Origin of the sequence: Kitasatospora sp. NPDC056138, from assembly GCF_042264695.1 — a bacterium.
Classification (GTDB): domain Bacteria; phylum Actinomycetota; class Actinomycetes; order Streptomycetales; family Streptomycetaceae; genus Kitasatospora.
Genome location: NZ_JBHJVK010000124.1, coordinates 1 through 11,859, shown reverse-complemented (window position 1 = coordinate 11,859; position 11,859 = coordinate 1). Strand labels below are relative to the sequence as shown.

General features: G+C 71.5%; 17 protein-coding genes. 1 reads left to right on the top strand and 16 read right to left on the bottom strand.

Features of this window, described 5'->3' with window-relative positions:
- Positions 1–130: 130 nt before the first annotated feature.
- The 16 genes from xerC to ACFC1R_RS37520 all read right to left on the bottom strand — a co-directional run bounded on the left by xerC (position 131) and on the right by ACFC1R_RS37520 (position 11,042).
- On the bottom strand, positions 131–1,336 hold the full coding sequence (gene xerC, locus ACFC1R_RS37595) for a tyrosine recombinase XerC (RefSeq protein WP_375946226.1): 1,206 nt from the start codon (positions 1,334–1,336) through the stop codon (positions 131–133).
- Positions 1,336–1,524: a helix-turn-helix domain-containing protein gene (locus ACFC1R_RS37590; RefSeq protein ID WP_375946225.1), complete on the bottom strand. Its 189-nt coding sequence runs from the start codon at positions 1,522–1,524 to the stop codon at positions 1,336–1,338. Before ACFC1R_RS37590 ends, xerC begins: the two co-directional genes overlap by 1 nt.
- Positions 1,525–2,027: 503 nt before the next feature.
- Complete coding sequence (locus ACFC1R_RS37585; protein WP_375946224.1) at positions 2,028–3,503, bottom strand: ATP-binding protein; 1,476 nt, start codon at positions 3,501–3,503, stop codon at positions 2,028–2,030.
- 3 nt (positions 3,504–3,506) lie between these two features.
- Positions 3,507–4,361 (bottom strand): bifunctional DNA primase/polymerase, encoded by an 855-nt coding sequence (locus tag ACFC1R_RS37580; RefSeq protein ID WP_375946223.1) that lies wholly within the window; start codon positions 4,359–4,361, stop codon positions 3,507–3,509.
- A 228-nt stretch (positions 4,362–4,589) separates the two neighbouring features.
- On the bottom strand, positions 4,590–4,952 hold the full coding sequence (locus tag ACFC1R_RS37575) for an RRQRL motif-containing zinc-binding protein (protein ID WP_375946222.1): 363 nt from the start codon (positions 4,950–4,952) through the stop codon (positions 4,590–4,592).
- 37 nt (positions 4,953–4,989) lie between these two features.
- Positions 4,990–5,178: a hypothetical protein gene (locus ACFC1R_RS37570; protein WP_045302386.1), complete on the bottom strand. Its 189-nt coding sequence runs from the start codon at positions 5,176–5,178 to the stop codon at positions 4,990–4,992.
- Positions 5,179–5,384: 206 nt separating this feature from the next.
- On the bottom strand, positions 5,385–7,640 hold the full coding sequence (locus ACFC1R_RS37565) for an FtsK/SpoIIIE domain-containing protein (RefSeq protein ID WP_375946221.1): 2,256 nt from the start codon (positions 7,638–7,640) through the stop codon (positions 5,385–5,387).
- A gap of 90 nt (positions 7,641–7,730) precedes the next feature.
- The gene (locus ACFC1R_RS37560) at positions 7,731–7,946 is read right to left on the bottom strand and encodes a hypothetical protein (protein ID WP_375946220.1); all 216 of its coding nucleotides are present in this window, start codon (positions 7,944–7,946) and stop codon (positions 7,731–7,733) included.
- A 14-nt stretch (positions 7,947–7,960) separates the two neighbouring features.
- On the bottom strand, positions 7,961–8,143 hold the full coding sequence (locus tag ACFC1R_RS37555) for a hypothetical protein (RefSeq protein WP_375946219.1): 183 nt from the start codon (positions 8,141–8,143) through the stop codon (positions 7,961–7,963).
- Between the two features lie 21 nt (positions 8,144–8,164).
- Positions 8,165–8,533, bottom strand: coding sequence for a hypothetical protein (locus ACFC1R_RS37550; protein WP_375946218.1), 369 nt, complete (start codon positions 8,531–8,533; stop codon positions 8,165–8,167).
- A 17-nt stretch (positions 8,534–8,550) separates the two neighbouring features.
- The gene (locus tag ACFC1R_RS37545) at positions 8,551–8,730 is read right to left on the bottom strand and encodes a hypothetical protein (protein WP_375946217.1); all 180 of its coding nucleotides are present in this window, start codon (positions 8,728–8,730) and stop codon (positions 8,551–8,553) included.
- A gap of 24 nt (positions 8,731–8,754) precedes the next feature.
- Positions 8,755–9,204: a hypothetical protein gene (locus ACFC1R_RS37540; protein ID WP_375946216.1), complete on the bottom strand. Its 450-nt coding sequence runs from the start codon at positions 9,202–9,204 to the stop codon at positions 8,755–8,757.
- Positions 9,201–9,536, bottom strand: coding sequence for a hypothetical protein (locus ACFC1R_RS37535; protein ID WP_375946215.1), 336 nt, complete (start codon positions 9,534–9,536; stop codon positions 9,201–9,203). Before ACFC1R_RS37535 ends, ACFC1R_RS37540 begins: the two co-directional genes overlap by 4 nt.
- Positions 9,533–10,537, bottom strand: a complete 1,005-nt coding sequence (locus tag ACFC1R_RS37530) for a DUF2637 domain-containing protein (protein ID WP_375946214.1) — start codon at positions 10,535–10,537, stop codon at positions 9,533–9,535. Before ACFC1R_RS37530 ends, ACFC1R_RS37535 begins: the two co-directional genes overlap by 4 nt.
- A complete protein-coding gene (locus ACFC1R_RS37525) occupies positions 10,534–10,755 on the bottom strand; it encodes a hypothetical protein (RefSeq protein WP_375946213.1) in 222 nt (73 codons plus the stop codon). The genes ACFC1R_RS37530 and ACFC1R_RS37525 overlap by 4 nt, the downstream gene beginning before the upstream one ends.
- The gene (locus tag ACFC1R_RS37520; RefSeq protein WP_375946212.1) at positions 10,752–11,042 is read right to left on the bottom strand and encodes a hypothetical protein; all 291 of its coding nucleotides are present in this window, start codon (positions 11,040–11,042) and stop codon (positions 10,752–10,754) included. Before ACFC1R_RS37520 ends, ACFC1R_RS37525 begins: the two co-directional genes overlap by 4 nt.
- Positions 11,043–11,603: 561 nt before the next feature.
- On the opposite strand from ACFC1R_RS37520, the gene ACFC1R_RS37515 reads away from it, so the two are divergent.
- Positions 11,604–11,859: GntR family transcriptional regulator (locus ACFC1R_RS37515; RefSeq protein ID WP_375946211.1), on the top strand; the 256-nt coding region annotated here is incomplete at its 3' end.

Sequence of the window (11,859 nt, the reverse complement as noted above, 5' to 3'; positions counted from 1 at the left end):
GCCTGAAAAGCGGAAGGTCGCCGGTTCGACCCCGGCCCTGGCCACCAGTGCTGATCAGCACAAAGCCCCCGAGCGCAAAGCGCTACGGGGGCTTTTTCATGCCAGGTATGCCAACCGGTATGCCAACGGCTCAGGCGAGTCGCTCACTGAGTGAGCCGAGCGCCTTCCGCTGCTCGTCCAACGAGGCGTGGGCGTAGACCTTCATCGTCACGCCGATGTCACTGTGGCCAGCAATCTGCCGGACGATGTGCGGCGGGACGCCGAGGTCCAGCAACAAGGTCACGCACGTGTGCCGGAGGTCGTGGAATCGGAGCGTGAGGCCGAGTCGCTCCCGGAGCGGGTACCAGCTCCGCCGGAGGTTGTCCGGCTCGATCGCGGTCCCCACCCGGCTGGTGAACACGAGCCCAGTGTCCTTCCATCGGTCGCCGGCCGTCGCGCGCTCCTGGGCTTGCCGCTCCTGGTGCTCTCGGAGGGCCATCACCACCAACGGCGGGAGGGGCAGCGTCCGGAGCGAGGAAGCTGTCTTGGTCGGCCCGAGCTGCAAGGCTCCGTCCACGCGCTGAAGGTTGCTCGACACAATCAGCGTTCCCCGCTCCAGGTCGATCGCCGACCAGTGCAGCCCGAGCAGCTCGCCGCGCCTCATCCCCATCGCGAGCGCAAGCACGTACAGCGCGTGCAGCCGGTCCGCCCTCGCAGACTTCAGCAGAAGCCGCGCCTGCGGCACCGTGAGCCCCTTCCCGGTGCCGTAGTCCGGCGTGGGTACCTGGACCAGCTTGGCGACGTTCCGCAGGATCAGCTCCTCGCGCACGGCGTTCTCGATCGCATTCCGCAGGACGGCATGGATCGACTGCACCATCCGGCGGGAGAGCCGGGTGTTGCAGCACTCCCCCGCCGCGCAGCACCCCGGCTCCTTGCGGGCCTTGTCCCACCCGTTCGCGCAGCACTGGCAGGTGGTGGCCACTCGGGCGAGCCAGGTTCGCACATCAGCAGCTCGGAGGGTCCTGAGCTTCCGGTTCCCCAACCCGGGGATTAGGTGGACTCGGACAACGCTCTCGTACCCCTGGTAGGTCTTGGGGCGGCGGTTGACCTTGACGACGGCGGCCAGCCAGTAGGCCAGGTAGTCCGCCATGTTCACGTTGGTGTCCGGGGTCGGGATGCCCTGGTTGTCCTGGGCCTGAAGCGCCGTCATCTTCTCCCGGACTTCCTCTCGCGTCTTGCCGTAGACGGCGACGCGCTTGGGGACGCCGGAGGTCGTAGTCACATAGACCCGACCCTGGTAGAGGCCCTTGCTCTTCAGGTAGGTAATGCTGCCGTCTCCATTGGCACGCTTGGCCATCAGGCGTTACTCCTGGTCTGGTTGTGGATGTAGGCGGTGAGGTCGTCGGCGGCTACGCGGCGGCAGCGGCCGATGGTGAAGCTCGGGAGAGTGCCGGAGCGGATGAGGTCGTAGAGCTTGCTGCGGCTGAGGCGGAGGGCGGCCATGACCTCGGGCACGGTCAAGGCTTCGGGGGTGGCGGTGGTCACCTGGGGTCCTTCCCGGTGCTGGGTGTGGGCAGGAAATGGGCACTGAGCTCGAAGGTCGCGCTACTGCGGGGCGAGGTAGCGGCTGCTCAGCCTGGGCGCGCTGTCCTAGGTGGGGATTTCTGCGTCACAGCGTCATCAGCGTCATTCAGGCTTTTGACCTGGGGCTTTGCGTGACGTGGCGGCTGGCCGCTGCGTCATTGCTGTGTCACGGGCTGCGTCATCGCGTGACGCAGGTGACGCAGGATGACGCAGCGGCCGTCGTCTGCGTCACGGCCTTCCGCGCAGGTCAGGGGCCGTTTTCCAGGCCGCGTGACGCAGGTGACGCAGCGTCTTCCTACTTAGGAAAAAGGAGGGGGTGTCTGTGGTAGTTCGGCGCCCTCTCAGAGCGAGAAGAAGGAGCCGCTGCGCGGCACGACCCTTGGGCGGCTTCGCCGAACAGCAAGAAGAGCACCCCCTAGGCCGGGCCGGTGCTCTTCTTGCCGTTCAGCCGTGACCGGCGCGGGTCAGAGGAGCGGGGGCTGCTCGTGCGAGGGTGTGATCGCCGGGCGGGCCATCTCCAAGTAGCGGCCCTCCCTCGTGCGCCCAGAGTCGATCAGGACTTGGCGGGCGGCGAGCGTGGGCTGAAGGCGCTTGAGGCGGTCGGAGAGGACCTTGCCGGTGGTCGGCCAGCCCTTCGGCAGCGGCCGCAGCTCCTCACCGCTGTAGACGTGGCTCAGGCAGTGCAGCCACTCGGTCGAGGTCATGCGCTGCGCCCCGCCCGGCTCGATGCTCTCGGCGTGCTTGAGGACGGTCTGCGCGAGCAAGTCGCCCTCGATCACGTCATCGTTCAGGTCGTCCAGGCTGGCCCGGTACGCAGGCAGGGACCCGAACCCGGTAGCGGCGTCGAGCTGCGCGCACAGGTGCGCGAAGTCCGCCATCCGCAGATCGGTCGGGGTCTCCGCCGCCGCCGCCCGGACCTTGACCGTCAGGTCCAGCAGCGACCCCAGCACGACCGGCAGCACCTCCGCGTACTCGGCCCACAGCTCCGCCTCGGTGCGCCGCACCCGGGGCCGCTCCAGCCGCAGCGGCAGCAGCCGCTCAGCCAGGTCGGGCCGGATCACACCGACGTCGATGCCGGTCAGCAGCAGGGGCCTGCGGTAGCTGGCGCGGTGCACGTCCCCGTCGGTGAACAGGGCGCGCTTGACGCTCTCGGCGCCGGTGACGATGCAGCACATGGCGTCGGAGAGGTCCGGGGTCATGTGGGACAGGTTGTCGAGGGCGGTGACCCATCCGGCCGCAACTGCCGCAATGAGGTTGTCCTCGTCCTTAGGGGCGCGGCGCAGGTCACCGCTCATGCCCTCGATGATCCGCACCAGCATGCGGCCGCCGGTGGACTTGCCTGCGCCCTGCGGGCCGGTGAGGAACGGCGCGGGCACGGGAACGGACGGCCCGAGGCAGCCGATCAGCCAGGCGATGGCCAGGCACTCGGCCTGGGCGTTGGCGAAGTTGGTCAGCCGCAGCAGGAGGTCGATGCCTTTGCCGTCGGTGTCCTTGGCGGGCAGGGGGAGTTCGCCGGTGAGCTGGGTGCGCTTCCAGCACACCTCTCGGGGATCGGGGGTGAGGATGTCCCACCCGGTTGGGTGGATGCGGACCGACTGGCCGTCGGATCGGCCCAGGTCGAGCCACGTCGCCCCGTCGAAGCCGGGGGCCACTCGGATGTGGACGGGCTGCACGTCCTCGGACAGTGCGAGAGCTTCGATCAAGTCCAACGCCTCCTTGAGAGCGGTTCCGTTGAAGACACCGCGCCCGTCGCGGAACAGGCCCACCATCAGTTCCTGCCGGTGGCTTCCGGTCGTGCCCTGGGAGCGGATCGGCCGGGCGACCGGGTGGCCGGTCTTCTGCGCGTAGACGGTGCCGTCGGCGGTGCGGAAGTACCGGAAGTGCGACTGGGCGTAGTCGGCGATGACCTCACGCGCCGGGTTCTTCTCGTCCTCGGCCACGGCCTACATCCCCAGCCTGTGGACAGCGTTTCCCCACGCCTCGGTGCAGTGGCGGGGCGTCTCGCCCTTGGCCTGAGCGGCGGCGAACAACCGGGCGGTGTGGGCGTCGGTCAGGCAGCCGCACCGGCCGTGCGTGGACAGCACCGCGAGGAACGTCGCGAACACGGTGGCGTGCACCGCGCCGGACGCCTCGGTGATGCGCTGCTCCGCCATGGCGATGCCCCGGTCCAGATAGACCGGTGTCCGGTGGGGGCACTTCCCGGCCCCGGCCGGTGCGGGCACCGTGACAGCGGCCGGGCGGAGCGCGGCGGGCTCCTTCACGACCAGGGCGCGGACGGCGTCCGGCAGGGCGATGGCGGGGCCGGTGCCGGGGCCGAGCCACCGCGCGTAGGCCATCGTGGACTTGACGTCCACGCCGGGCCGCACCGCGTTGGCGGAGGGCATGGCGCCCTGGTAGAGCCAGTGCTCTCCCCTGGTGGTGCGCACGGTCCGGGTGGCGGGCAGGTTGGCGCGCGCCCACGCGATGGCTTCCGCGCTGTCGAGGTCAACGACGGTCAGGCCCGCGCCGCCGGGGTGGTAGGCCACCGCCGCCGCTTTGCGCCACGCCCACGCCCACGCGGGCGCGTTGATGACGTCGGGGTTGGTGGTGGCGGCGGCCCATCCGTGGCAGGGCGCCGGGCAGACGCAGGGGCCGGGGGTCTTCATGTTCGGCCGGCCGCCGCACGTGTTGTCGGCGCAGCTCCGGCAGTTGCCGAACGGCACCTTCCCGGCTCGCAACGGCAGCACGGGCACGCCGGAAGTCGCCAGGGAGAGAGCGGTGGGCAGGTGCTCTCCCCGGATCTCGGTCGGTTGGGTCATGCTGGAGGTCTCCAGTTCTGTAGTGACGGTGCTGGATTGGCGGCGGCCCCGGTTCTTGGCGGAAGGGGGCCGCCGCTGTCGTGCATCGCGTTCTCGGCGCAGACCTTGTGTGAGGGGCGGCGCTGGTCGTCGCGCAGTGGGGTGGGGCGGCCGCACCAGCGGCACGGCAGAGTGCGGGTGCGGTCGTAGTGGCAGGCGTCGCGCCAGTCCAGGGCCACAGGCCCGGTCTCAGGCGGTGGCGGTGGAGCAGGGCCAGCAGCAGCCCAGTGAGCGGGGGATGACGTATCCGGCGTCGCGTCGGCAGGCGGGGCAGGTGCGGCGGGCGAGAATGGCGGCGGCCAGGGCGCGGGCTCGGCCGGGGGTCATCGGGCGGACGGGCCGGGCGAGGTCGACGCGGTAGAGGTACGCGACCCGCTTGCCGCCGCAGCGGCGGGCCTTGCGGGAGCGCCACTCGATCTCGGCGGCGGGGTCCTGCCCGCCGGGGCGCAGGCCCTGCGCGCGGAGCTGTCGGCGGGTGGCGAGGCCGTCGGGTGCACAGCGCCACCGGTAGGCCGGGGTAGTCGCGGCGGGGGTGTCCGGGTGGTGGGGCATCGGGTGTCCTCTCCGAACGGTGCGGGCGTGGCGGTGGTCAGAGGGCGCGGAGTTCGTGGGGGTGGCACAGGACGGGGCCGATCAGGAAGCCGCCGTGGTGGACGGTCCAGCGGCCGCCGGTGAGGGGGCCGGGCGGGACCTCGTCGACGATTCGGCCGGTGCGGCCGGCGGCGCGGGGGTCGTCCTCGCAGGAGACGATCAGGACGAGCTGGTTGGGCTCGAACACGGTTGTCCTCCGGGTGGTGTGGATGGGTGCCGGCTGTTCGGGGAGGGAGGCAGGGCAGGCACCCGCAGAACGCGCTTTCGGGGCTTCCCGAGGGGGTGCGCGGGGTGCCTCCCTGCCTCCCTGAAAGGGTGTTTTGGCTGATCAGGCCCAGGGAGGCGGTCAGGGAGGCGGTCAGGGAGAACTCCCTGCCTCCCTGACGGCTCCCTCTACGCGAAAGCGCCGTCGGCGTCTTCCCCGGCGGCGGCTTCGGCCCGGATTTTGAGGGCTTCGGTGACCCGGTCACGGGCCACGACCATCTGCCCGTCGGACTTGTACGGCGCCGCCCCCACCGCCTCAAGGACGGTCTTCAGGTCGGCGAAAGTCCACCCCCGGTACTCGCCCGGGTTCCGCGCAGCCAGGCCCGAGAGGACTTCCTGCGTGCGCATCCGGACCGCGTCGCCGAGCACGGCCGCCACGTCCGCCAGCGGATCAGTCTGCTCGGGGATCTCGACCGACCCGGGCGTCGTCACCCCGGAGCGGCGGGCCTTGGCACGGTCGGCGATCTCGGCGGCCTGCTCGCCGGAGATGAAGTGCGTGCGGATGGTGATGCTGCTCTGCCCGGGGGCGAGCTTCACGCCGTCACCGGCGACGACGACGGTGCCCTTGTCCAACCCTTGGCGGAGCTTGTGCGGGGCGGCGCCGCCGTTGACGGCCTTGTCTCCCAGAGCCATCCGGGCCTGCTCCTCCGTGCCGAGCACGAGCGAGGCCCGGATGTGCGCGCCCTCGCGGACCAGCTTGGGCAAGTTCTGGTCGGTCGGGTCCTGGGTGCCCTGCCACAGCACGACGTTGACGGCCCGTCCCTGGTTGTGGATCTTGCGCGCTGCCATGAAGTACCGGGAGGTGGCCTTCACCCCGCCGTACGGGCGCTTGTCGTCCCCCAGGGCCGGGCACATGAACGCCACCTGCGCTTCGTCAACCAGCAGCACCAGCGGGCGGAAACGCGGGTCGGTACGGGCCATCTCGCGGGTCACGCCGTCGGTGGCGCCGGACGCCTCCAGCAGTGCGATCCGCTTCTCCATCTCCCGCACGCCCGCTTCGAGCATGTGGGTGGCCTGGATGACGTGGTCATCGGTCGGGCCCTGGATCAGCACGGTGGCCAGGCCGTCGAACATGCGCCAGTCACCGACGCCCTTGAGGTCGGCGATCCGGAACTCGACGCTGGTGTCCAGGGCCAGCCACAGGGCCAGGGCCCGCAGGCTGGCGGTCTTGCCCTGGTTGGAGAGGCCGGTGATCAGCAGGTGGCGCTGCAGCAGGCTCAGCAGCGCGGCGTCACCGCGCAGGTCCTGCCCCCACGGCGCCCGGCCGGTGTACAGGTCGGCGGCAAGGTCGGGGTCGGTGGTCAGCGGCGAGGGTCCGATCGGCTCGTCCAGCGCGCCGGAGTCGGCGATCCACAGCCGCACCGTGCGGGCCGCCTGGGGGATCGTGATGAACACCTCGTGCTCATGCCTGCTGAGGTTCTCCGCCAGCTTCCGGCGGCGCTTTTGCACCTCATCGGTGGACACGCCGGAGGGCAGGGTGACGTCGACTTCGACGCCGCATCCGGCGATCCGGATCGGGCCGAGCATCGCGGCCCCGGCGTCGCCCATCTCCTTGATCGCACCCCGCAGCGGGGCGACCCCGAGGTCCCGCAGGGCGGTGACCACGATCGAGGGGGTGATCGGCGCCCCGCCGGTACTGGCCTGGCCGGCGGGCAGGGACCAGGCGGGGGCGGCCTGACGGTGGCGCCCGATCGCCCACAGCGACGCCAGCGCCAGCCACGGACCGGCCACCATGAGCGGTCCCCAGATGATGCTGATCAGGAAGACCGCCCAGCGGATCAGATCGATCGCGGTCATGGTCGGGACGATGACCTGGGAGATGTCCTTCTCGGCGATGGCCAGGACCACGCCGAGAGCCAGCAGGCTGCCCTCCGTGGCGGCGGCACCGACAACGGCGCTCTTCGCGACGGTCACCGGGGAGGTGATCAGATCCATGCGCCGCCGGTGCCGGGCCGAGCGGAAAGCCGCGGCGCGGGCCTCCCACTCCAGCACCTGCTCAACCTGCCCGGCGGCTTCGGCCGCGCGCATCATCCGCTCGTAACGGGCCAGGGTCCGGCCCTCCCACGCACGCCGGGCGGCGATCGCGCCGCCCGCCAGCACGTAGGAGCCGTGGCGGACCACGAACCGGCCGGTGGTGCGGGTCCGGTCGTGGGTGGCCACCACCCGCACCGCGCGGCCACCGCGCACCCACACCGGGACGCGCGGCTGCGGGAGCCGGTCCACCCCGGCGCCCGGGGCGGGGACAGCGGCGGTGTCCTCTATCGGGGCGGGATCGGGGCTGGGGTCGGGGTCGGGCTTGATCAGGTGGACGGGCCGGGCGGCGCGGCGCTCGTCGAGGTCGTGGACGGTGCCCAGGACGGGCCCCTGGGGGGCGGTGTCGGTCATGATGGGACTTCTCCTGTCTGCTGCGAGGTGGCCAGGGGCCCGGGGCGGCCGGTCGATGCTTGGCGGCTTGTCGGCCGCCCCGGGGCGGATTCAGCGACCGCGTCGCTGGGCGTCGCGCTCGGCCTGCCGGGCCTCGGCCCGCAGGCGGGAGTCCTCCTGGATCCGCTCCATCTCCTGCTCCACGGCGGTGGTGGAGCGGCCGGCCTGCTCCAGCCGGGTGGCCTTCGCGCACAGGCGGAACAGGCGGGCGGCGTCGCGCGGGTTGTCCGCGCCGAACTTCTCGGGGTCCAGCTCGAAGAACGGCATGTCGGTGTCCTCTTTCAGCGGGCGGTGGCGGCGGGCGGTTCGGTGATCGGGCCGTCCCAGACGCGGACATCGGGCTCGGTTCCGTAGTCGGCCCGGCAGTCTTCGGCGAGGGCCTGCGCGAACTCCTCAGCGCTTCCGGCGTGGTGGGTGGTGCGGATCCGCAGACCGGGCGCCGACTGGTAGCTGTAGCGGGGCATGACGGTCCTTTCGGAGATGGATCAGCCGTGTCGCATGTCGCGGATGATCCAGCGGATGACCAGGGCGGTCACGGCCAGGGACAGTGCGGCCATCCCGGCCGCGATCAGGGCGGCGGTGGTGGCCAGCAGGATGGGGATCAGCACGGCGGCCGCACCGGCACCGGCGGCGAGGTACTGGCCCACCGGGCGGCCGACCGGGACCGGCGGAGCCGGGGCGGGCACCGGCGCGGGCTGGGCGGGCACCGGCAGAGCGGCGGTGATGACCCGCGCGACGGCCGGATGCTGGGCCACAGCCACCGTGGCGGGCGTGCCGTTCTCCTGGGCGAGCTGCACGTCGGCGAGCAGAGCGGCGATCTGCTCGACCGTGATGACGGGGTGCTGGTCGGTCATGACAGTGGTACCTCCGGTCAGTCGTCGTCTTCCTCGCGCAGCAGCGGCTCAGCGGCGCGTCGCTGGGAGTCGCGCCGCTTGGTCTGGGCGTCGAGGTCGGGGCCGGTGATGCCCATCAGGGCGCGGCCGAAGGCGGAACCGTCGGTGGACGGGCTACCGGTGGGCTTGGGGCTGGTGGAGTCCTTGCGCTTGAACACGGGATCCTCGTCTCGTGGCTGGGGTCAGATGGCGTGGGGCGCGGGTGAGGGGGTGCCGGTCCACAGGGCGTGGAGGCGGTGGATGGCGGCGATGTCGGGCCCGTCCTTCGGGCGGCGGGCGGCCTCTTTCCAGCGCAGGACGTCGCCCAGGCGCATGAAGCGGATGCCGTCGATCACGTCGGCGCCTTCGATGAGCTGGTCAGTGGGCCAGCCGGGGGTCCAGCGGTCCACGATCTCGATCGCGGCACTGGGGTGGTAGACGGCCCAGCCATGACCGGACGGCGGCCGGATGGGGCGGGCGAGGGTGAGGGCGATCCGCCATGCCTGTCCGCGCGCCAGCACGTCGAGGTCCCCGATCCGAGCCCGCAGGCCCCGGGCGTAGAGCACGGCGGAGCCGCACACCACGTAGTCACAGGCGGGCAGGTGGAGCCTGTGCAGGGCGGCGAACAGGCCACTCGGGTCGGTCAGCCTCACGACGCCTGCTCCTGGTCGCTGTACGGGTCGTAGTAGCCGATCAGCCGGACCGGGATGCCGGCATAGCGGGCGGTGACGGTCAGCCAGCCGAGATCGTGGCGTTCTGCGTGGTCGACATCGGCCGGGTCGAAGCTGAGGGCATCGCGCCACTGCTCGAAGTGGGGCAGGCCGCTGTGCAGGCTGATCTCCACGCCCCATTCGACGGTCGGCTTGTCGTCGAGGCCGTTGAAGACGAGGTTGCGGATGGCGAGTTCCGGGGTGGGCAGATCGCCGCAGGTGGCGACGATGGCCATCAGCGCCTGGGCGGCCGGGATCTGCTCGATCGTGCTCACGAGGCCACCTCCTGCGGCTCCCCCGTCGGCTCGGACTGCTCGGCCTGGTCGATGGCATCCAGCAGCCGCAGATCAGGCCGGACGGGCTCCGGGGTGAGGGTGAGGCCGTTCGCATCCAGCAGCGTGCGCAGACGCGGCACGCCGATGCCGAGCGCGGCGAGCACGGCGCGCTGCGACAGCGGCCCGTCGGCATCCGCGAGCAACTGCCGCAGGTGCGCCAGCAGTTCGTCATCCGTGCGCACCGGGCGCGCGTTCTTCGCCGCCCCCGGGAGCGGCCGAGCGCGGCGCGGGGCCGGAGCGGTGCGCGGCTTCGTGCGCACCGGCGCGGGCGGCTCCGCCACGTCGGCGGCGATTTCTGGCGAATTGTCGGGAACGTGCATGGCAGGAGGGGCAGTCGCGGGCTGACCAGCCGTTGCGGCGGGGTCGGCCTGCGGGGCATACACGCTGTCGTCGGCGGCCTCGGCCGGGCGCCACCCGGGCGCTTCCGCCGCTTCCGTGACCGGTGCCTGCGCGGGTACAGGCTCGGCATCGGACTGCTGCTGTCCGGCGCTGCCGTGCGCACCGTGTGCGGGTGCGTCCGGGCGGTGGTGCAGGACGCGGGCCACCAGATCGGAGCCGAAGAAGATGCTGCCGACCGGCAGTCCGGCGGCGATGCCCACCAGCAGCCAGTGCACCAACGCCCACCCGGCCAGCCGCGTGTGTCCGGGGTCGGTGTGCAGCGCGGGCACCAAGCCGTGCACGTAGTTCAGGACCAGTGAGGCGGCGGTGTACGCGCCGAGGACCGACAACGCGAACGTGCGGTCCTTGCCGGTCAGGATCAGGGAGGCTGCCAGGGCCAGGGCCATCAACCCGTCCACCACGAACGGGTACAGGACGGCCGGCCAGCCCCGGGCACCGGTGGCGGCGGCGATGTCGTGCAGGGCGTTCCACGACACGCCGAACGCCATGGCGACGACGACCAGCAGCGCGGTGACCAGCCAGCCCTTGGCGGCGCGGCTCATTCGCCACCCCCGGAGTGGCCCCAGCCGGTGAGGCGAACCGGGCCCGGCCGCATCCCGGCATCCGCCGCAGCTTCGAGGACCACGGTGGCGACGACGGCCACGGCCAGCACGATCCGCACCGGGGCGGCCGGGGCGATACCGACCAGCCACGCCAGACCGGCGAGAGTGGCGAGCAGCCGCAGGCGCCGCAGCGCGCCCAGCACAGGACGGGCGCTCATGCCGCCACCCCCAGCCCGACCGTCCCACGACCGGCGCCGACGACACGGCGGGCGGCGGGCAGTACCGCCGGTGCCGACTTCAACAGCCGCGCGGCGTACGTGGCCAGCTCCGGGGTCTCCCGGCGCAGGACCGCCAGGATGTCGTGCGCGGCGTCCAGCCGGGCGGCGCGGTCGGCGAGCGACTCCGGACCGGTCGGGCCGGTGAACAGCTCCACATCGACCCCGAGGGCCAACTCCGCGAACTCGTCCACGTTCGCGGCCCGCTGTCCTGCAACAATCGATTCCACGGGTCTACCTCTTCCAGTAGGCGTGTAGGCCCGAGGGCCGCCGCGCGATCCTTGGCCGGGAGCGCGGCGGCCCACATCAACGGGGCCTGACTGCTTGCCTGTTACGAGCAGCCACGGCACCCCGGCACGCGCCGCCTTATCGCGGGCGGGTGCCGGGGACCGTGGTCACTGGTGAAGCAAGGGGGTGGCTCTCATCTGGACGCGGACCGCTCGCCCCGGGGAGATCCCTCCCGGAGGTCGTCGCTGGCTAAGGTCAGCCGCGCCGTTCTTTTGAGTCGGTTGCGTTGTCCCCCACACGGAGGGGTCGGGGTTATGAGCCCCTTCTCGGCCGACTGGTCTCCACTCACCCCGACCGGCGTGGTCACGGAAGGACTGCGGTGGTGGATCACTCTCTTGAGTTGTCGGTGGTGCGTTTGTGCATGTCAGAGCAGCCCAAAGAAGGCCCTCCTTGCCGCTCCCGCTTGTCTCGGTTGCGACACACTCAACATAGACAACCTGCCTAGGCAGGTCAAGAGAGCTGGGTTTCTCGCGCATGTTGGGCATCTGTCCTAGCATGGGTGCATGAGCCTCGACCCGGATGACTCCCGCCCGCCGTATCAGCAGGTCAGCAGCTCTTTGCGGGCCTCGATCCTCACAAAGAAGCCCGGCTTCGAAACCGGCGACAAAATCCCGTCCGGCCCCGAACTTGCTAAGCACTTCGGCGTGGCGCGCGGCACGATCGACAAGGCCCTCGACCTGCTCAGGACCGAGGGGCTGATTGTGACCCGGCAGGGCAGTGGGTCCTTCGTGCGCGAGCGCACGTCACGGCCCGTCGGCC

Bases quoted from the DNA above. Each gene is read 5' to 3' on its own strand.
- xerC (WP_375946226.1), bottom strand. From the start codon at position 1,336: ATGGCCAAGCGTGCCAATGGAGACGGCAGCATTACCTACCTGAAGAGC.
- ACFC1R_RS37565 (WP_375946221.1), bottom strand. From the start codon at position 7,640: ATGACCGACACCGCCCCCCAGGGGCCCGTCCTGGGCACCGTCCACGAC.
- ACFC1R_RS37580 (WP_375946223.1), bottom strand. From the start codon at position 4,361: ATGACCCAACCGACCGAGATCCGGGGAGAGCACCTGCCCACCGCTCTC.
- ACFC1R_RS37550 (WP_375946218.1), bottom strand. From the start codon at position 8,533: ATGACCGACCAGCACCCCGTCATCACGGTCGAGCAGATCGCCGCTCTG.
- ACFC1R_RS37560 (WP_375946220.1), bottom strand. From the start codon at position 7,946: ATGCCGTTCTTCGAGCTGGACCCCGAGAAGTTCGGCGCGGACAACCCG.
- ACFC1R_RS37525 (WP_375946213.1), bottom strand. From the start codon at position 10,755: ATGAGCGCCCGTCCTGTGCTGGGCGCGCTGCGGCGCCTGCGGCTGCTC.
- ACFC1R_RS37530 (WP_375946214.1), bottom strand. From the start codon at position 10,537: ATGAGCCGCGCCGCCAAGGGCTGGCTGGTCACCGCGCTGCTGGTCGTC.
- ACFC1R_RS37575 (WP_375946222.1), bottom strand. From the start codon at position 4,952: ATGCCCCACCACCCGGACACCCCCGCCGCGACTACCCCGGCCTACCGG.
- ACFC1R_RS37555 (WP_375946219.1), bottom strand. From the start codon at position 8,143: ATGCCCCGCTACAGCTACCAGTCGGCGCCCGGTCTGCGGATCCGCACC.